We start from the raw sequence: 18703 nt of genomic DNA, 5'->3' as shown, positions 1-18703 counted from the left end.
CGTGACCGGCCGTAGCTCGTTTCTGATCGTCGCGAACCGCTTGCCGGTCGATCGCACGATCGAGCCAGACGGAACGGCCTCGTGGCGCAGGAGCCCGGGGGGGCTCGTGACGGCCATAGCGCCCGTGATGAAGCGCCGCCACGGCGCCTGGGCCGGTTGGCACGGCGCGCCGGACGAGAAGCTCGAACCGTTCGAGCAGGACGGCATGAGCCTCATCCCCATCCCGCTGTCGGCCCGCGAGGTCGAGCTCTACTACGAGGGTTTCTCCAACGCCACGCTCTGGCCGCTCTACCACGACGTGGTGGCGCCGCCGGTGTTCGAGCGGGAGATGTGGGAGACCTACCGTTCGGTCAACGAGCGCTTCGCCGCGGCCGCCGCCGAGGCCGCCGAGGAGGGGGCCGTCGTCTGGGTGCAGGACTACCAGCTCCAGCTCGTGCCCGCGATGCTCCGGCGGCTGCGGCCCGACCTGCGGATCGGCTTCTTCCTGCACATCCCCTTCCCGCCCGTCGAGCTGTTCTGGCGGCTGCCCTGGCGCAAGGAGCTGGTCGAGGGGCTGCTCGGCGCCGACCTGGTCGGCTTCCAGCTGCCCGGCGGCGCCTCGAACTTCCGCAGGCTGTGCCGGCGGCTGCTCGGGCTGCCGTACAAGGGGAACGAGATCTTCCTGGACGACCGGGTGGTGACCACGCAGGCGTTCCCGATCTCGGTGGACTTCGGGCAGCTCGACTCGCTGGTGCGCGAGCCGCACGTGGTGGCGCGGGCCAAGGAGATCAGGGGCGAGCTGGGCGATCCCGAGCACGTGCTGCTCGGCGTGGACCGGCTCGACTACACCAAGGGCATCGGCCAGCGGCTGGAGGCGTTCGGCGAGCTGCTCAAGGACGGCAGCCTGCGCCCGAACGAGGCGGTCTTCGTGCAGATCGCGACCCCGAGCCGCGAGCGCGTGGACGAGTACCGCAAGCTGCGCGACGACATCGAGCTGCAGGTGGGCCGGATCAACGGCGAGCACGCCCAGATCGGGGTGCAGCCGATCCAGTACTTCCACCAGTCCTACGGCCACGACGAGCTGGCCGCGCTCTACCTGGCGGCCGACGTCATGGTCGTCACGCCCCTGCGCGACGGGATGAACCTGGTGGCCAAGGAGTACATCTCCTGCCACCACGACCTGCACGGCGCGCTGGTGCTCAGCGAGTTCACCGGCGCGGCCGACGAGCTGCGGCAGGCGTACCTGGTGAACCCGTACGACATCGAGGACGTCAAGCGGCAGATGATCGCCGCCATGCGGGCCACGCCGCACGAGCTGGCCCGGCGGATGCGCACGATGCGCCGCCGGGTGGCCACCTACGACGTGGACCGCTGGGCGAGCGAGTTCCTCAGTGCCCTTGAGTCACCTGCTTCACAGACTTCCATGCGTCGTAGCGCTTCTTGGCGGTCCGGTTGACCACGATCTGCGCCACGGACATCCCGACGCCGGTGAGGATCGCGTAACCGATCGCCTCACCCATGCTCACCTCGGGCGAGTCGTCGTCGAGGGGCGGCTCCTTGCCGGTCGCCTTGACCCAGACGAACCCGAGGAGTTTCCTCATCCCCCAGGCGGTCGCCATGCCCACCAGACCACCGATGACGCGCCAGGCGATGTCGGGTTTGTCCTCCGCCATGCCAACTCCCTTCCCCTATGTAACGAACACTAGTCTCTAACGCTTGCCGGGCCCCCGAAGCCGTACCATAAGGAGGCATGACTCAACAGCGACTACGCCATGCATCCATGCCGGAAAAGCCGACCCTCGACGGCTTGGAGCAGGTATGGGTAGCTCGCTGGCAGGAGGAGGGCACCTACCGCTTCGACCGGTCCAAGCCGCGCGAGCAGGTCTACTCCATCGACACGCCGCCGCCGACCGTGTCCGGCTCCCTCCACGTCGGTCATGTCTTCTCCTACACCCACAGCGACATCATGGCCCGCTACCAGCGGATGATCGGCAAGTCGGTGTTCTACCCCATCGGCTGGGACGACAACGGCCTGCCTACCGAACGGCGGGTGCAGAACGTCTACGGGGTGCGCTGCGATCCGTCGCTGCCGTACGATCCTGACTTCGTTCCACCGGACAAGCCGGGCAAACGTGAGATCTCGATTTCGCGGCGCAACTTCGTCGAGCTGTGTCACCAGCTCACCGCCATCGACGAGAAGGCGTTCGAGGAGGTCTGGCGCCGGGTCGGCCTGTCGGTCGACTGGGACCTGCTCTACACCACGATCAGCGACGAGTCGCAGGCGGTCTCCCAGCGGGCGTTCCTGCGCAACCTCGGCCGCGGCGAGGCCTACCTCGCCGAGGCGCCCACGCTGTGGGACGTCACCTACCGCACCGCGGTGGCCCAGGCCGAGCTGGAGGACCGCGAGTGGCCCGGCGCCTTCCACCGCATCTCCTTCTACGGCGAGCGCGGGCCGATCTGGATCGAGACGACCAGGCCCGAGCTGATCCCGGCCTGCGTCGCGCTGGTCGCCCACCCCGACGACGAGCGCTACCAGCCGCTGTTCGGCACGTCCGCGCTCACGCCGCTGTTCGGCGTCGAGGTGCCGATCCTGGCCCACCATCTGGCCGAGCCCGACAAGGGGTCCGGCATCGCGATGATCTGCACGTTCGGCGACGTCACCGACGTCACCTGGTGGCGTGAGCTGCACCTGCCCACCCGGCCGGTCATCGGCTGGGACGGCCGGCTGCTGCCCGAGCCGCCCGACGGCGTGGAGCCGGAGCCGTACAAGGAGCTGGCCGGCAAGACCGTCCACAGCGCGCGCGAGCGCATCGTCGAGCTGCTGCGCGAGTCCGGCGACCTCGACGGCGACCCGCGTCCGGTGCAGCGCCCGGTGAAGTTCTACGAGCGCGGCGACAAGCCGCTGGAGATCGTCACCACCCGCCAGTGGTACATCCGCAACGGCGGGCGCGAGCAGGCGCTGCGCGCCCGGCTGCTGGAACGCGGCAGCGAGCTGGCCTGGCACCCGCCGCACATGCGGGTGCGCTACGACAACTGGGTCGAGGGCCTGACCAGCGACTGGCTGATCTCCCGCCAGCGCTTCTTCGGCGTGCCGTTCCCGGTGTGGTATCCGCTGGACGAGGCCGGCAACCCGGTCCACGACGCGCCGATCCTGCCGGCCGAGGAGTCGCTGCCGGTCGACCCGTCCTCCGACGTGCCGCCCGGCTACAGCGAGGAGCAGCGGGGCGTGCCCGGCGGGTTCATGGCCGACCCCGACGTCATGGACACCTGGGCGACCTCGTCCCTGACGCCGCAGATCGCCGGCCGCTGGGCGAGCGACGACGACCTCTACCGGCGCGTGTCCCCCTACGACCTGCGGCCGCAGGCGCACGAGATCATCCGCACCTGGCTGTTCTCCACGGTGGTCCGCTCCCACCTGGAGTTCGACGCGCTGCCGTGGACCGACGTGGCGATCTCCGGCTGGATCCTCGACCCCGACCGCAAGAAGATGTCCAAGTCCAAGGGCAACGTGGTCACCCCGCTCGACCTGCTGGAGCAGCACGGCTCCGACGCCGTCCGCTACTGGGCCGCCAACGGCCGCTACGGCGTGGACACCACGTTCGACGTGGGCCAGCTCAAGATCGGGCGGCGGCTGGCGATCAAGATCCTCAACGCCTCGAAGTTCGTGCTCGGGCTGGCCGGCGGCGACGGCGAGGTCACCGAGCCGGTCGACCTGTCGATGCTCGCCGCCCTGTCCGACATGGCCCGCGAGGCCACGCAGGCGTTCGAGTCCTACGACCACACCCGCGCGCTGGAGGCCGTCGAGCGGTTCTTCTGGTCCTTCTGCGACGACTACCTGGAGCTGGTCAAGGCGCGGGCGTACGAGTCCGGGCCGGCCGCCGCCTCGGCGCACGCGGCGCTGCGTCAGGCGCTCGACGTGCTGCTGCGGCTGTTCGCGCCGGTGCTGCCGTTCGTGACCGAGGAGGTGTGGTCCTGGTGGCGCGAGGGCTCGGTCCACCGCGCCGCCTGGCCGGCTCCCGAGCGCGGCACGGGCGACCCGGCGGTGCTGACCGTGGCCTCTGAGGTGCTGCGGCGGATGCGCAAGGCCAAGTCGGAGGCCAAGTTGTCGATGCGGGCCGAGGTGTCCAGGCTGACCGTCACCGGGCCCGAGGCCGATCTCGTCCGGCAGGCCCAGGACGACCTGTGCGCGGCCGGAGTCGTCGAGGAGTTCGTCCTCGACGGCGGCGACGTGCTGACCGTCGAGGTGCACCTGGGCTGAGGCGCGGCCGTCCGGCACGGGCGGTGAGGGGCGCCTCCCTCACCGCCCGTCCGGCATCCCGGCGTTTTATCGGTGCGCATCCCCGGCCCGGACGTGCCAGTCTTGAACACGTGCAGATCGACCGCCCCACCACACTCGTACCGCCCGTGCTGGCCAAGATGGCCGCATGGTGCGGGTGCCTGATCCTCGTCGGCGTGGTCGTCTACTTCTTCGTCCAGGCGATCGCCCGGCTCACCTTCGTGGCGCTGCCCGTGGCCATCGCGCTGCTGCTGACCGCGCTGCTGTTCCCGCTGACCAAGAGCCTGCGGCGGGCGGGCCTGCGGCCCATCTACGCCACCTGGCTGACCATGCTGGTCGCGCTCGCCGTCCTGGCCGGCACCGGCTGGCTGGTCGGCGCGCGGGCCAGCGAGGAGTTCCCCAACCTGGTCACGCAGGTGCAGGCCACCGCGCGTTCGGTCCAGGAGTGGCTGATCACCGGCCCGCTGCACCTGAAGCAGGCCCAGATCACCGGCTACGTCGACGAGATCGCCACGATGGTCAACGCCCAGCGCACCGCCATCACCGGCACGGTGCTGTCGGCCAGCGCCGTCGCGATCGAGGTGCTCGCGTCCATCGTGCTGCTGCTGTTCGTGACGTTCTTCCTGCTCAAGGACGGCGACCGCATCTGGTCGTGGTTCCTGCGCGCCTTCGGCTCGATGTCGCCGCGGGTCGACCGGGCGGGCCGGGCGGCCTGGACCACGCTCTCCCACTACGTCCAGGGCACCGTGGCCGTGGCCGCCGTGCACGGCCTCATCATGGGCATCGTGCTGGCCGGCATGGGGGTGCCGCTGTGGGCGCCGCTGGCGGTGCTGATCTTCTTCGCCAGCTTCATCCCCATCGTCGGCATCTTCTTCGCCGGCACCGTCGCCACCCTCGTCACCCTCGGCGCCAAGGGCCTGGTCTACGCGCTGATCTTCCTCGGCATCCTCATCGTCGAGCAGCAGCTGGAGAACCACGTGCTCCAGCCGCTGATCGTGGGCAGGGCGCTCAACTTCCACCCGCTGGCGATCATCCTGGTGCTGTCGGTCGGCGGCATCCTGGCCGGCATCGCGGGAGCGGCCGTGGCCGTGCCGGTCGCGGCGGTGATCTACCGGGCGCTGCCCGAGCTGCGCCACAAGCCGCCCGCCCTGCCGCCACCGCCCCACCACGAGCCGCCGGCGGAGGAACCGCCGTCCGGAGGCGTCCCTCCCGCCGGCGAGCCGCCGTCCGGGGGTGCGGTTCCCGCGGCGGGGTGACGTGAGGCGGGCCGGGCGGTTCCGATCCGGTGTCGAGGACGAGTCCGGGGGCCGCAGCGAGTAACCTCGTCACCCGTGACGCGTTCCTCCCTCACCACCCCGCCGCCGGACGCCTCGGCGCCCGCGGCCCCTCCCGGCGCCCCGGCGCCGGGCAGTTCCCTCGGCTCCCACTACAGCCGCTGCTTCGGCTGCGGCGGCGACCACCCGACCGGCCTGCACCTGAAGGCCGCCACGCCCGACGGCGTCACGGTCGAGGCCGAGTTCACCGTGGGGGAGGCCCACCAGGGCGCGCCGATGCTCGCCCACGGCGGCGTGCTGGCCGCCGCGATGGACGAGGTCATCGGAATGTCGGTCTACCTGTTCCACAAGCCCTATGTGACGGCCCGGCTGGAGACCGACTACCTTCTCCCCGTTCCCGTGGGCACGACACTCCACCTGCGCGCCTGGTGCAACGGGATCACGGGCAGGAAGGCGTACCTTGAGGCTGAGGGGCGCGTCGGCGCCCCCGACGGACCGGTCGCCGTCCGCGCGGCGGCGCTGTTCATCGAGGTGAGCATGGAACACTTCGCTGAACACGGCGACCTTGCGGCCATCGCCGCCGAACACCAGGACTTCGAGGTGAACCCGTGAGCGACGTGGAGGTCCTCATCCAGCGGCTCGACACCGGGCTGCCGGTGCCGTCCTACGCCCACCCGGGCGACGCCGGCGCCGACCTCTACGCGGCCGAGGACGTCGAGCTGCTGCCCGGCGAGCGGGCCGTGGTCGGCACCGGCGTGGCGATCGCGCTGCCCGACGGCTACGCCGCGTTCGTGCACCCGCGCTCCGGCCTGGCGGCCCGCCACGGCGTCACGCTCGTCAACGCCCCCGGCACCGTCGACGCGGGCTACCGGGGCGAGATCAAGGTGACGCTGATCAACACCGACGCCAAGGAGCCGTTCCGCCTCCAGCGCGGCGACCGGGTGGCCCAGCTCGTGGTCCAGCGGGTCGAGCGCGCGGCCTTCCACGAGGTCGAACGCCTGCCCGGCTCGGTGCGCGGCGCCAACGGATTCGGATCGACGGGCCGCTGAAGCGGCCGGCCCGAAGCAAGCCTGGGGCTCCGGCCCCGCGAACAGGGAGAGTGAGGAACGTGTTCCGACGTCGTCGTCGTGAGCAGCCGGAGACGGTGGCCGAGCAGGAGTCCCAGGCCCCTACCCGCGAGTCCGGCCCGTGGGACGCCGACGAGCCCCACCCCGACACGGACAGGATCGACCTCGGCGGCCTGCGGCTGCCGCACAACCCCGACTTCGACGTGCGCCTGGCCTCGCTCGGCGACCAGCACGTCGGTGTCGTCGTCCTGTACGAGGACAGCTCGCTGCAGCTCCAGGCCCTGGCCGCGCCGCGCTCGGCCGGCCTGTGGGACGACGTCAGGACCAAGATCGTCGCCCAGGCCAAGACGCTGGAGGAGCAGGAGGGCCCGTTCGGCGTCGAGCTGGCCGGCGAGGTCGCCATGGAAGGCGGCAGCCGGGCGGCCCGCTACATCGGCATCGACGGCCCGCGCTGGTTCCTCCTGGCCGCCATCACCGGCCCCGGCGCCCTCGACGAGCGCGTCTCCGGGGCGTTCATCGACTTCGTCAAGGACGTCGTGGTCGTGCGCGGCGACGAGCCGATGGCCCGCGAGGAGCCCATCACGCTGAGCCGTCCGCACGAGCGGCAGGCCGGCGAGCAGGACGAACGCCCGGCGTTCAGCCCCTTCAAGCGCGGCCCGGAAATCAGCGAGACCCGCTGAGCGTTACCTCTCCGGGCCCCGCCCGGCCCAGCCCGGCGACATTCCCAAGACCCCCATCGGCTATTCGCTGACGGCTTACCATCACATAGGCTGAACCATCATGAGTACGGCAGAGCCTCCGAAACGCGGGGGATTGCGCGGCTTCTTCAGCCGGCTGGCCACCACCCAGTCGGAGATCGAGGCCCAGGAACTGCGGGAAGACGCCGACGAGGTCGGCGCGACGCCCATCGTGTCGTGTGGCGGGCGCCGCAGGTTCTGTGTAGCGGGTACGCTACGTACGGTGACATTGCGTCCGAGGGGCGGCGCCCCCGCCCTGGAGGCCGAGCTGTACGACGGGTCCGACGTGATCGACCTGGTGTGGCTCGGCCGCCGCAAGATCGTCGGCATCGAGCCGGGCCGCACGGTCAAGGCCGAGGGCCTGGTCAGTATGCAGGACGGGCGCAAGGTGATGTTCAATCCGCGATACGAACTGCGCCCAGGGAGTTGATCAGGTGAGTGCTGAGGCGGAAGAGGCCGCGCACGAGACCGTCGAGGCGGCGGTGCGAGCCCAGCTCGCCAAGGCCTTCGGCGGCGTCCGCGGCATCATCGAGGCCGCGGTGCCGACGATCGCCTTCACGGTCTCGTGGATCGTCACCGAAGACCTGAAGACGTCGCTCATCGTCAGCATCTCGCTCTCGGTGGTGCTCCTGCTGGTCAGGGTGGTCCAGCGGTCCACGCCGCAGTTCGTGATCAACAGCCTGATCGGCATCGCCATCGGCGCGTTCTTCGCCAGCCGTACCGGCAACGCGAAGGACTACTTCCTGCCCGGCATCCTGTGGAACGGCGCGTACTCGCTGGGCATGTTGCTGTCCATCGTCACCCGCTGGCCGGTCGTCGGGTTCCTCATCGGCTCGGTCACCAACGACCCGGTGGGCTGGCACAAAGACGCGGGCGTCGTCCGGCTCTGCACGCGGCTGACCTGGCTGCTCATGGTGCCGTGCGTGGTGCGGGTGGCCGTGCAGGGCCCGGTCTACCTGTTCGGCGGCGGTGACGAGGCGGTGGCCGCGCTCGGCTTCGCCAAGATCGTGATGGGCTGGCCCCTGCAGGTGGCGGCCCTGGCCGCGATGCTCTGGCTGCTCGGCCGCGGCCGCACCCCCATCAAGCCCCCGGTCGCCCCGGCCTGACCCATGCCGGAGGACGGGCGGGTCGAGCCTGGGGGTCTCGTCGCGGAAGACCTCGACCGTCTGCCTGACCTGCCCGCGCGTACGGAGCTGATCGACGGAAGGCTGGTCTGCGCGGGCCCCCAGTCGTCCTTCCGCTCGACCGTGGTCGATCTGCTCGTCGCCGGCCTGCGCCGGGCCGTCCCCCTGGAGTTCCGGGTGCGGCGGGGGATGAGCGTCATTCTGGGCGCCCGCCAGCGCCCCCAGCCGGACGTCAGCGTGGTCAGGGCGGGCGCGGTGCGTGACGACGGCGGCGAGACCTTCTACCGGGCCCACGATCTGCTGCTGGCCGCCGAGGTCGCCCCGGCCGAGTACCGCGACCGTAAGCCGGCTCTCTATGCCGCGGCCGGGATTCCGCACTTCTGGCGGGTCGAGGACGACGGCGGCGAGCCCGTCGTATACGTCTACGAGCGGGACCCCGCCACCCGCGCCTACGCGCTCACCGGCATCCACCACGACAGGCTCAAGCTGACCGTCCCCTTCGACCTCGACGTCGACCTGAGCCGGATCCATCGCCTCTGACCCCTCGGCCCGCCATGATGCTCGGACGAGCCATGGACGAGGACCCCTGGCGGGGCCAGTGGCCGGTGGGGACCGGGGGGAGCCACCGGGCGGACATCGGGTTCGCGGTGGCGCGCGAGCTGTCGGCGTCCGCCGCGCGGGTTGCGGCGCGGTCCTGGCCCTCGCAGGGCCCTGGCGCGGTAACCCGGCGGGCATCGACGGCATGCTCGGCGCGCTGGGCGGCACTTGGTGACGAGCTGATGCACATGGAGGCCGACCTGACGCCCTTGAGCGCGTGATGGAGCGGGCCGGGGACCGGGGTCGGGGACGCGTGGACGTGCCGGTGGCCGACCACGCGCGCAGCTCCCGCCAGGCGCTGGCTGAGCGGACCGCCGAGCTCGGCCTGGCGTGGGCGGTCAACGCGCGGGCCAGTGTGCTGCTGACGCGGGCGTTCGCCGCCCGCCACGATGCAACCGGAGCAGGCCCGTCGGGGCGGGGACGCGTTGACGGCGGGCCGGTGGGGCGGCCGGAGGAGGGCGGCCGGCGGGTGCGACGGCTCGTCACGGACGGGGCCGCCTGGATCACGGGCCAGGTCGTCCATCCGAGGGCGGCTTCCGCCGCTGGGGCCGGTGAACCCGGAACCCGCTGGGACGGCGTTCGCGGGCGGAACCGGAGCGGGGGAGCGGAAGGTCGGTGGGCGTGGGAGTCTGGGGGAGATGAGGGGGAATGTGGTGGGCTGGGTGGTGGCGCGGGTGTGGAAGGCGCTGGGCGGGCGGCTTCGCTGGCGGGTGTTGTGGCTGACCCACGCCACCTTCATGGTCGGCGTCACCGGCCTCGTACGCGACTCCGACGGCCGGGTGCTCGTCCTGCGTCACCGTCTGTGGCAGGAGGGGCGGCAGTGGGGCTTCCCCACCGGGTTCGCCAGGCGGGACGAGACGTTCGAGGGCACGGTCGAACGCGAGGTGTTCGAGGAGACCGGCCTGCGCGTGCGCACCGGCCGGCTGCTGCGCGTGCGCAGCGGGTTCGGACTGCGGGCCGAGGTGGCCTACGAGGCCAGGCTCGTCGGCGGCACGCTCAGGATCGACCCGCTGGAGATCCTCGAAGCCCGCTGGGTCAGCGCCGACGACCTGCCCGAGGGCCTGCAGGGCGCCCACCGCGACCTGCTCATCCCGAGTACGCCCACCCCGACCACCGACTGACCGCGACCACGATCACCGGCCCCTCGGGCGGCCGCCGCCGGTACTGGTGGTACTTGCCGGCCAGCGCCCGCAGGGCGGCGTCGTGGCCGTCCTCGCGCACGGTCGCGGTGCCGTCGGCGCGCGCCCACCACAGCCGGGTCCAGTCGTCCTCGTAGTGGTCGGCGAGCAGGCTGACCCGCGGGTTCGCCCGGATGTCGCGCAGCCGCGCCAGGTCGTGGGTGCTCTTCGGCTTGTGGTCGACGGCGGTGACCACGTCGTTCCCGAGGACGGCGAAGGTGACGGGCACCACGCGCGGCACCCCGGCCGCGTCGGCCGTCGCCAGGCGGGCGACGCGGGCGCCCTCGAACAGCGACCGGGCGCGGCCGGCGTCCATGCTCAGCGCTGCGAGAGCAGGTGGGCGAGCTCCTCCTCGACCTCCTGGCTGGCCACGAACAGCAGTTCGTCGCCCGCCTCCAGGGGGTCGTCGGCGGTGGGCACCAGCACCCGGCCCTCGCGCAGGATCGCCACCAGCGCGGAGTCGACCGGCCACGGCACCGACCCGGCGCGCTGGCCCACCACCGGGGCGTCCTCGGCCAGCGTCAGCTCGACCAGGTTGGCCTGGCCCTGGCGGAACGTCATCAGCCGCACCAGGTCGCCGACGCTGACCGCCTCCTCCACCAGCGCGCTCAGCAGCCGCGGCGTCGAGACGGCGACGTCGACGCCCCACGACTCGTTGAACAGCCACTCGTTGTTGGGGTGGTTGATGCGGGCCACCACGCGCGGCACGCCGTACTCGGTCTTGGCCAGCAGCGACACCACGAGGTTGACCTTGTCGTCGCCGGAGGAGGCCACCACGACGTGGCAGTTGCCGAGCCCGGCCTCGTCGAGCGAGGCGATCTCGCACGCGTCGGCGAGCAGCCACTCGGCGCGCGGCACGCTGTCGATCTTGATCGCCCGCGGGTCGACGTCGATGAGCAGGACCTCGTGGCCGTTCTCCAGCAGCTCGGAGGCGATGGAACGGCCCACGGCGCCCGCGCCGGCGATGGCGATGCGCATCAGTCGTCCTGTTCCGGCGCCGCGGCGAGCACCTTGTTGATCCGGTCCATGTCGTTCTCGGCCGCGATGACGTGGAGCAGGTCGCCCTCCTGCACCACGGTCTCGTCCGTGATGGTCAGGGCCTCGCCCATGCGGTTGATGAAGGCCACGCGGGCGCCGGCCCGGCTCTCCAGGTCGACCACGCGGGTGGCGATCCAGGCCTGGTTGGCGGCCACCTCGGCCAGCACGACCGTGCCCGTGGGGTCGCGCCACAGCGGCTCGGCGCCCTCGGGGAGGATGCGGCGCAGGATCTGGTCGGCCGTCCAGCGGACGGTGGCCACCGTGGGGATGCCCAGCCGCTGGTAGACCTCGGCGCGCCGGGGGTCGTAGATGCGGGCCACCACGTTGTCGACGCCGAACGTCTCGCGGGCCACGCGCGCGGAGATGATGTTGGAGTTGTCGCCGCTGGATACGGCGACGTAGGCGGCCGCCGACTCGATGCCGGCCTCGGTGAGCACGTCGCGATCGAAGCCGACGCCGGTCACCCGCCGCCCCCGGAACCCCGCGCGCAGGCGGCGGAACGCCTGCGGGTCACGGTCGATGATGGCGACGGAATGGCCGCTGTCCTCGAGGATGTGGGCGAGGGTCGAACCGACCCTGCCGCATCCCATGATCACAATATGCATACTCCCCCGCACTTCGCGGTCGGCCGGTTGCTCGACACCAGTATGGCCCGATGGGGGAGCGCCGCGTTTAGGGCATCGGCATGCGGCTAGCATCTCGTTACGTGGCGAAGGTAACGGATCTTGTCAAACGCGTGCTCGTGGGACGTGCCCTGCGAAGCGGGCAGCTCCACGAGCAACTCCTGCCCAAACGCATCGCTCTGCCGGTCTTCGCCAGTGACGCGCTGTCCTCGGTGGCCTACGCCCCGCAGGAGATTTTGGTCATCCTGTCGCTGGCGGGCGTCTCGTTCTATTCCTACAGTCCGTGGATCGCCGTCGCCGTCGTGGTGGTGATGCTCACGGTCGTGGCGTCGTACCGGCAGAACGTGCACGCCTATCCGAGCGGCGGCGGCGACTACGAGGTGGCCACCACCAACCTGGGCAAGAACGCGGGGCTCACCGTCGCCAGCGCCCTCATGGTCGACTACGTGCTGACCGTCGCGGTGTCGGTGGCCAACGGCGTCGACTACGTCGGCGCGACCATCCCGTTCGTGGCCGAGCACCGGCCCGCGATCGCCATCATCATCGTGATCCTGCTCACGGTGGTCAACCTGCGCGGCATCCGCGAGTCCGGCGCCGCCTTCGCCGTCCCCACGTACGCGTTCATGTTCGCGGTGATCGGCCTGGTCGCCTGGGGCGGCATCCGGCTGCTGGTGTTCGGCGACGAGCTGCAGGCGCCCAGCGCCGGGTTCACCATCCGGCCCGAGCAGACGAACCTGGCCTCCTTCGCCGCGGCCTTCCTGATCCTGCGCGCCTTCTCCTCCGGCTGCGCCGCGCTGACCGGCGTCGAGGCCATCAGCAACGGCGTGCCCGCCTTCCGCAAGCCCAAGAGCAAGAACGCCGCCACGACCCTGCTCATGATGGGCCTGATCGCCATCACCATGTTCGGCGGCATCATCGCGCTGGGGCTGGCCTCCGGCGTGCGGGTGGCCGAGCCGAGCGTCGTCGCCCACGACCTGCTCAGGCCGGACGGCACCCCGGTCGGCGAGGGCTACTACCAGCAGCCGATCATCTCGCAGGTGGCCGACGCGGTGTTCGGCGGCGGCTCGCTGCCGTTCGTGGTGATCTCCGCGGTGACCGCGCTCATCCTGTTCCTGGCCGCGAACACCGCCTTCAACGGCTTCCCCGTGCTCGGCTCGATCCTCGCCCAGGACCGCTACCTGCCGCGCCAGCTCCACACCCGCGGCGACCGCCTGGCCTTCTCCAACGGCATCATCATCCTGGCCCTCGGCGCCTGCCTGCTGCTGTGGGGCTTCCAGGCCGACGTCAGCCGCCTGCTCAACCTCTACATCGTCGGCGTGTTCGTCTCCTTCACGCTCAGCCAGACCGGCATGGTCATCCACTGGACCCGTCACCTGAAGACGGAGACCGACCGCCAGGTCCGCCACCAGATGCACCGCTCGCGCGTGATCAACTTCTTCGGCGCCATCATGACCGGCCTGGTGCTGATCGTCGTGCTGCTGACCAAGTTCCTGGTCGGGGCGTGGATCGTGGTCATCGCGATGCCGGTGCTGTTCCTCATGATGAAGGGCATCCGCCGCCACTACGACAAGGTCGCGACCGAGCTGGAGATCACCGACGACTACGAGCCCGCCATGCTGCCGGCCCGCAACCACGCGATCGTGCTGGTCTCCAAGATCCACAAGCCGACCATGCGGGCGCTCGCCTACGCCCGCGCCACCCGGCCGTCCTCGCTGGAGGCGATCACGGTCGGCGTCGAGGGCGAGGAGGCGCGCCAGCTGCAGGAGGAGTGGGAGCGGCGCGGCATCCCGGTGCCGCTCAAGATGCTCGACTCGCCCTACCGCGAGATCACGCAGCCCATCCTCGACTACGTCAAGACCCTGCGCCGCCGCTCGCCGCGCGACGTGGTCACCGTCTTCATCCCCGAGTACGTCGTCGGCCACTGGTGGGAGCACCTGCTGCACAACCAGAGCGCGCTGCGGCTGAAGGCCAGGCTGCTGTTCAAGCCGGGCGTCATGGTGACCAGCGTGCCCTGGCAGCTCCACTCCTCCGACCGGCTCAAGGGCCGGCCCGAGCCGTACGCGCCGGGCGCGGTGCGCCGTCCCTGGCACCAGACCGTCAAGGACGAGGGGGAGATCAAGGCGCGCTGACCAGCGTCCGCAGCCGCTGCGTGTCGGACGCCGTCCAGCCCGGCGGCGCGGCTACGGCGGCCCACCCGTCCACGATGTTGGCGCCGTAGCGGTGGCCGTGGCCGGGCGGCACGGACATCGCCGCCGTCATGTCCACCAGCACCTGCCAGAACGTCACCAGCGGGAACCAGTTCATCTGCGGGTTCACCCCGGGCCCCCGCGGGCCCTCCAGCCAGGCGGGCCGGTGGTAGATCAGCGTGGGCGACCACCACACGACGGGGTCGGTGGCGTTCTGCAGGTAGACCACGCGCGGCGGCGGCCACGGGCTCTGGGGGCGCCACAGGTCGGCCGGGTGCTGGGCGAAGCGGGCCGTCCTGCCGCCCTGGTAGACCGGCCGCCAGACGGGGGTGCCGGGATCGCGGTGGGCGGTGAGGTGGTCCCAGATGTGGTTGGCGTTGGGCGGGCCGACGAACAGCGCGCCGTCGGTCCGGGCGACCAGGTCGGTCAGGTCGCGGAAGGCGTTCTCCAGCTCGTAGGAGCCGAGGCTCTCGCCGGCGACCATCAGCCGGGGCCGGTGGCCGGGCGGGAGCCGCTCCCACCTGGCGCGCACCGCCTCGAACAGGGCCCGTCCGGCGGCCGCCGCCTTGTGCCGGTCGGCCAGGAACGACACCCAGCTCGGCAGGTAGGAGTACTGCACCGCGACCATGGCGGTGTCGCCGTTGTACATGAACTCCAGCGAGTCGGCGATGTGCTGGTCGACCCAGCCGGTGCCGGTCGTGCCGAGCACCGCGAGCACCGGACGGCCGAAGCCGCCCGTCCGTTCCAGCTCCCGTACGGCCACCGCGGCCTGCTGCCGGGGCGAGGAGGTGGCGCCGAGGCCGACGTACACGCGGATGGGCTCGGTCGCCGGCCGGCCGGAGAAGGCGGTCAGCTCGGAGACCGTGGAGGCGGTGCCGGTGAAGCGGCGGCCCTCGCGGCCCAGGGAGTCCCAGGCCACCAGCGACCCGGGCCCGCCGGACACCTTGGCCGAGCCGGGCCTGCGCACGCCCGGATGGGTGCCCTGGTTGGTGACCGAGGAGACGTCGCTCATCGTGTTGAGGAACCCCGAGAACAGCACGTCGTCGGCGAGCACCGCGACCACGGAGGCGACGATCAGCACGCCGGCGATGTGGCCCACGTAGGCGGGGACGTACCGGTCGAGCCAGTCGATCAGCCTGCGCCCGGCCAGCCGGACGAGACGGGCCAGCAGCAGGCACAGCGCGAAGAGCGTGACCGCCACCGCGAGGATCACCGGCGGGAACCAGGTGATCCGGGTGTCCATGCCCATGAGCGCCCGCACGTCGCGCTGCCAGTCGATGCTGTACCAGAGCGCCACGACGGTCAGCCCCGAGCAGCCGCCGATCATGATCTGCCAGGCGGCCCGCCGTCCTCGCTCCGGCAGCCGGTACGGGATCGCCGCCCGCCCCAGCGCGCCCGCCGCGGCCCCCACGCCGTAGCCGAGGATGCCGGTGACCGCGCCCATCACGCCCTGGAACAGCCACGTGCGCGGCAGCAGCGACGGCGTCAGCGAGGCGCAGGCGAACAGCACGGCCAGCAGCGTGCCCCCGAATCCGAGCCGCCGGCGCACCACCCGACCTCTGTCCATCCTCACCCACAGTAGTGACTCAAGTCCGGAAAGTGAGTGTCCGGGGCGCGAGGCGGGGGACGAGGACGTCGGCCGTGGCGGCTCACCATAGGGTGGGGGTGTGGAACAGGCATCTCTGGAGCTGACGGTCGGTCCGGTCGCGCATGGCGGCTGGTGTGTGGCACGCCATGAAGGGCGGGTGGTCTTCGTCCGGCACGCGCTGCCCGGCGAGCGGGTGATCGCCGACGTGACCGAGGAGACCAGCCGCTTCCTGCGCGCCGACGCCGTGGAGATCCTGGAGCCCTCGCCCGACCGCGTCGTCCCGCCCTGCCAGTACGCCGGCCCCGGCCGCTGCGGCGGCTGCGACTGGCAGCACGCCACGCTTGAGGCGCAGCGCCGGCTCAAGGCCCAGGTCGTGGCCGAGCAGCTGCACCGGCTGGCGGGCATCGAGCGCGAGGTCGTCGTGGAGGAGGTGCCCGGCGCCAAGGACGGGCTCGGCTGGCGCACCCGCGTGCAGTTCGCCGCCACGCCCGCCGGCGAGCTGGGCTTCCGCCGGCACCGCTCGCACGAGATCGAGGTCGTCGACGCCTGCCTGATCGCCCACCCCGAGGTCGAGGCGGTCGCCGCCGAAGACCACGCGTGGCCCGGCGCGGCCGGCATCGAGGTCATCGCCTCCGCCGGCGGCGACCGTGCCGTGGTGGTCTCGCCGCGCCCGCGGCGCAGCGTGAGCGTGCCCGAGCTCGACGCGCCCGCCTCGATCCTGCTCGACCAGGGCAAGGGCCGCACGGTGCCGCGCCGCGGCTCCGGCGTGCTGCACGAGCACGTGGGCGACCGCGAGTTCCGGGTCGCGGGCAGCGGCTTCTGGCAGGTGCACCCGGGGGCGGCCGAGACGCTGCTCGACGCGGTGCTGGCCTACGCCGCGCCCGAGCCGGGGGAGTGGGCGCTCGACCTCTACTGCGGGGTCGGCCTGTTCGCGGCCGGGCTGGCCGAGGCGGTCGGGCCTGAGGGCGCGGTGTTCGGGCTGGAGTCCGACGCGGCGGCCGTCCGTGACGCCCGCGCCAACCTGCGCGACCTGCCGCAGGCCAGGGTCGAGCGCGGCCGGGTCGAGGAGGCGCTCGACCGGTTCCAGATCGAGCGCGCCGACCTCGTCGTGGTCGACCCGCCGCGGTCGGGCCTCGGGCGCGAGGTGGTGGAGCGCGTCGCGGGGCTGGAGGCGCTGCGCATCGTCTACGTCTCCTGCGATCCGGCGACGCTGGCCAGAGACCTCAAGTGGCTGGGCGAGCTGGGCTACGAGCTGACCGACCTGCGCGCCTTCGACGCCTTCCCGATGACCCACCACGTCGAGTGCGTGGCGCTGCTGGTGAAGCGCTGACTGCCGCCGCCCGGCCAAGGCGTGACCTCATCGTGACGGTTTGCCGGAACCCCGGGCGGGTGAAGCTGTCTATCGTGCATCCATGGTCGCCTCCGGAGGCGCGGGCCGCCCAGGATCGGACAGGCCGCCGATGACGCCGCTGACGATGAGCCATCGGCACCTGCCCGGCGTGACCGTGATCGAGGTGTGCGGTGAGGTCGACGCCACCAACCACACGCGATTACGGGAGCACGTCCGGCAGGCCAGGGCGCGTCCGGCCGATCACGTGGTGTTCGACCTGAGCGCGATGACGTTCATGGACAGCTCGGGGCTGCACGCCCTGCTCGCCTGCCACCAGGAGGCCCGCACGCACGACGCGCGGGTCTACCTCGCGGCCCCGCAGGGCGCCCCCGCCCGGCTGCTGGAGATCACCGGGGTCGATGCCCATCTGCCGGTCTACCCCACCGCCGAGGCCGCCGTGGCCGCCGCAGCGGCCGATCCGCCCCGCTGAGCCTTTGGTCACGCCCGTCCAGACCAAGGACGGACGCGCCGCGCGGGCAGGCGTCCCTAGCGTCGGGGCATGACGCAAACCACCCTCGCCGGACGCGTTCAGGAGATCGACGCCGTACGCGGGTTCGCGCTGGCGGGCATCCTGGTCGCGAACATCGGCTTCCTGGCCGACCCGGGGTACGCGCTGTCGGGCGCCATGCCCATCCCCGACGGGCCCGTGGCTCTGGCGATCACGGCGTTCGTGCTGACGAAGTTCTACATCATCTTCTCGTTCCTGTTCGGGTACTCCTTCACGCTGCAGATGCGGGCGGCCGAGCGGGCGGGGGCGAGCGTGCGGGCCAGGACGTTGCGCCGCTGCCTGGCGCTGTTCGTCATCGGGCTGGCCCACGGCCTGCTGCTGTGGATCGGCGACATCCTCACCCTGTACGCCGTGCTCGGCCTGGTGCTGCTGGCCCTGCGCGGGCTCAGACCGAGGACGGCCGTCATCGCCGGCTCCTCGATCATCGGCGTGCTGACCCTGTTCTGGCTGGCCCTCGCCTGGCTGTCCACCCTCGACCCGGCCGCCGGGCAGCCCGCCGCGGCCGACCCGGCGGCGGCCGCCCGCGTGCTGGCCCTGGCCACCGGCGGGCCGCTGGACTTCCTGACGATGCAGACCGAGCTCTACCCGCCGCTGGTGGCCATGATCTGGCTCTTCCAGGGGCCGACCGCGCTGGCCATGTTCCTGTTCGGGCTCGCGGCCGGCAAGTCCAGGCTGCTGGAGGGCCTCGGGCAGCGGCCCCGCCTGCTGGCCCGCGTCCAGTGGGCGGGCTTCGGCGCCGGCCTGCCCGGCGGCCTGCTGTACGCCTGGACGTCCGGCCGGACCGGCGCGGTCGAGCTGCTCGGCGGCGCGGTCAACACGCTCACCTCGATCCTGCTGGCCGCCGCCTACGTCGCCACCCTGCTCCGGCTGATCGGCCGCTTCCCTGCGGCGGGCCGCGTCCTGGCCGCGCCGGGACGGGTGGCCGCCTCCAACTACGTCGGCCAGTCGCTGCTCATCGCCCTGGTCTTCACCGGGTACGGGCTCGCACTCGCGGGCAGGCTGTCACCGATCGCGGTGATGGGCGTCGCCCTGGTGATCTACACCGTGCTCGTGTGGGCGAGCGGACGCTGGCTGCGCACCCACCGCCACGGCCCGGTGGAGTACGTGCTGCGCCGGATCACCAACTGGCGCTGAGAGG

Annotated in this window: 19 protein-coding genes; 14 read left to right on the top strand and 5 right to left on the bottom strand. The window is 71.9% G+C overall.

Annotated features, from left to right (window positions below):
• The first annotated feature begins 1 nt into the window (after position 1).
• Positions 2–1435, top strand: a complete 1434-nt coding sequence (locus tag ACWCSD_RS05110; protein ID WP_397163505.1) for a trehalose-6-phosphate synthase — start codon at positions 2–4, stop codon at positions 1433–1435.
• Here the strand turns inward: ACWCSD_RS05110 and ACWCSD_RS05105 are convergent.
• Complete coding sequence (locus ACWCSD_RS05105; RefSeq protein WP_352324039.1) at positions 1368–1652, bottom strand: DUF4235 domain-containing protein; 285 nt, start codon at positions 1650–1652, stop codon at positions 1368–1370. The genes ACWCSD_RS05110 and ACWCSD_RS05105 overlap by 68 nt on opposite strands.
• A gap of 107 nt (positions 1653–1759) precedes the next feature.
• Between ACWCSD_RS05105 and valS the strand changes: the two genes are divergently transcribed.
• The 9 genes from valS to ACWCSD_RS05060 all read left to right on the top strand — a co-directional run bounded on the left by valS (position 1760) and on the right by ACWCSD_RS05060 (position 10175).
• Positions 1760–4237 carry a valine--tRNA ligase gene (gene valS, locus ACWCSD_RS05100; RefSeq protein ID WP_449913172.1) on the top strand — a complete coding sequence of 826 codons (2478 nt, stop codon included), beginning with the start codon at positions 1760–1762 and terminating at the stop codon, positions 4235–4237.
• A 110-nt stretch (positions 4238–4347) separates the two neighbouring features.
• A complete protein-coding gene (locus tag ACWCSD_RS05095) occupies positions 4348–5511 on the top strand; it encodes an AI-2E family transporter (protein WP_387663943.1) in 1164 nt (387 codons plus the stop codon).
• Positions 5512–5586: 75 nt separating this feature from the next.
• Positions 5587–6141 (top strand): PaaI family thioesterase, encoded by a 555-nt coding sequence (locus ACWCSD_RS05090; protein ID WP_449913169.1) that lies wholly within the window; start codon positions 5587–5589, stop codon positions 6139–6141.
• Positions 6138–6578, top strand: a complete 441-nt coding sequence (dut, locus tag ACWCSD_RS05085) for a dUTP diphosphatase (protein ID WP_387663945.1) — start codon at positions 6138–6140, stop codon at positions 6576–6578. The genes ACWCSD_RS05090 and dut overlap by 4 nt, the downstream gene beginning before the upstream one ends.
• A gap of 59 nt (positions 6579–6637) precedes the next feature.
• The gene (locus ACWCSD_RS05080) at positions 6638–7276 is read left to right on the top strand and encodes a DUF3710 domain-containing protein (RefSeq protein WP_449913167.1); all 639 of its coding nucleotides are present in this window, start codon (positions 6638–6640) and stop codon (positions 7274–7276) included.
• A 100-nt stretch (positions 7277–7376) separates the two neighbouring features.
• Positions 7377–7763 (top strand): OB-fold nucleic acid binding domain-containing protein, encoded by a 387-nt coding sequence (locus ACWCSD_RS05075; RefSeq protein ID WP_352324045.1) that lies wholly within the window; start codon positions 7377–7379, stop codon positions 7761–7763.
• A gap of 4 nt (positions 7764–7767) precedes the next feature.
• Entirely contained in the window at positions 7768–8439 is a 672-nt protein-coding gene (locus ACWCSD_RS05070) for a DUF3159 domain-containing protein (protein ID WP_387663949.1), read from the top strand.
• A 3-nt stretch (positions 8440–8442) separates the two neighbouring features.
• Entirely contained in the window at positions 8443–8997 is a 555-nt protein-coding gene (locus ACWCSD_RS05065; protein WP_449913166.1) for a Uma2 family endonuclease, read from the top strand.
• Between the two features lie 695 nt (positions 8998–9692).
• Positions 9693–10175, top strand: a complete 483-nt coding sequence (locus tag ACWCSD_RS05060) for an NUDIX domain-containing protein (protein WP_449913164.1) — start codon at positions 9693–9695, stop codon at positions 10173–10175.
• Here ACWCSD_RS05060 and ACWCSD_RS05055 read toward each other — a convergent pair.
• From ACWCSD_RS05055 to ACWCSD_RS05045, 3 genes are read right to left on the bottom strand one after another with little or no spacing between them, the layout of a single operon-like run.
• Entirely contained in the window at positions 10141–10548 is a 408-nt protein-coding gene (locus ACWCSD_RS05055; RefSeq protein WP_387663955.1) for a TIGR03668 family PPOX class F420-dependent oxidoreductase, read from the bottom strand. The genes ACWCSD_RS05060 and ACWCSD_RS05055 overlap by 35 nt on opposite strands.
• Before the next feature lie 2 nt (positions 10549–10550).
• Positions 10551–11210 carry a potassium channel family protein gene (locus ACWCSD_RS05050; protein WP_352324051.1) on the bottom strand — a complete coding sequence of 220 codons (660 nt, stop codon included), beginning with the start codon at positions 11208–11210 and terminating at the stop codon, positions 10551–10553.
• The gene (locus ACWCSD_RS05045; protein WP_352324052.1) at positions 11210–11875 is read right to left on the bottom strand and encodes a potassium channel family protein; all 666 of its coding nucleotides are present in this window, start codon (positions 11873–11875) and stop codon (positions 11210–11212) included. The genes ACWCSD_RS05050 and ACWCSD_RS05045 overlap by 1 nt, the downstream gene beginning before the upstream one ends.
• A 131-nt stretch (positions 11876–12006) precedes the next feature.
• On the opposite strand from ACWCSD_RS05045, the gene ACWCSD_RS05040 reads away from it, so the two are divergent.
• The gene (locus tag ACWCSD_RS05040) at positions 12007–14022 is read left to right on the top strand and encodes an APC family permease (RefSeq protein WP_449913161.1); all 2016 of its coding nucleotides are present in this window, start codon (positions 12007–12009) and stop codon (positions 14020–14022) included.
• On the opposite strand, the gene ACWCSD_RS05035 is transcribed toward ACWCSD_RS05040, so the two are convergent.
• Entirely contained in the window at positions 14009–15646 is a 1638-nt protein-coding gene (locus tag ACWCSD_RS05035; RefSeq protein WP_397163515.1) for an alpha/beta hydrolase, read from the bottom strand. The two genes, ACWCSD_RS05040 and ACWCSD_RS05035, sit on opposite strands and share 14 nt — an antisense overlap.
• A 100-nt stretch (positions 15647–15746) precedes the next feature.
• On the opposite strand from ACWCSD_RS05035, the gene ACWCSD_RS05030 reads away from it, so the two are divergent.
• The 3 genes from ACWCSD_RS05030 (at position 15747) to ACWCSD_RS05020 (ending at position 18699) form a co-directional block, all read left to right on the top strand.
• Positions 15747–16997 carry a class I SAM-dependent RNA methyltransferase gene (locus ACWCSD_RS05030; protein WP_449913160.1) on the top strand — a complete coding sequence of 417 codons (1251 nt, stop codon included), beginning with the start codon at positions 15747–15749 and terminating at the stop codon, positions 16995–16997.
• Positions 16998–17079: 82 nt separating this feature from the next.
• Positions 17080–17487: an STAS domain-containing protein gene (locus tag ACWCSD_RS05025; protein ID WP_397163516.1), complete on the top strand. Its 408-nt coding sequence runs from the start codon at positions 17080–17082 to the stop codon at positions 17485–17487.
• Between the two features lie 69 nt (positions 17488–17556).
• Complete coding sequence (locus tag ACWCSD_RS05020) at positions 17557–18699, top strand: DUF418 domain-containing protein (protein WP_449913158.1); 1143 nt, start codon at positions 17557–17559, stop codon at positions 18697–18699.
• Positions 18700–18703: the final 4 nt, after the last annotated feature.

It is taken from the genome of Nonomuraea sp. NPDC001684, assembly GCF_053596515.1.
Note: the sequence above shows the minus strand (reverse complement) of the source record. Positions and strands in the feature narration are given on the sequence as shown.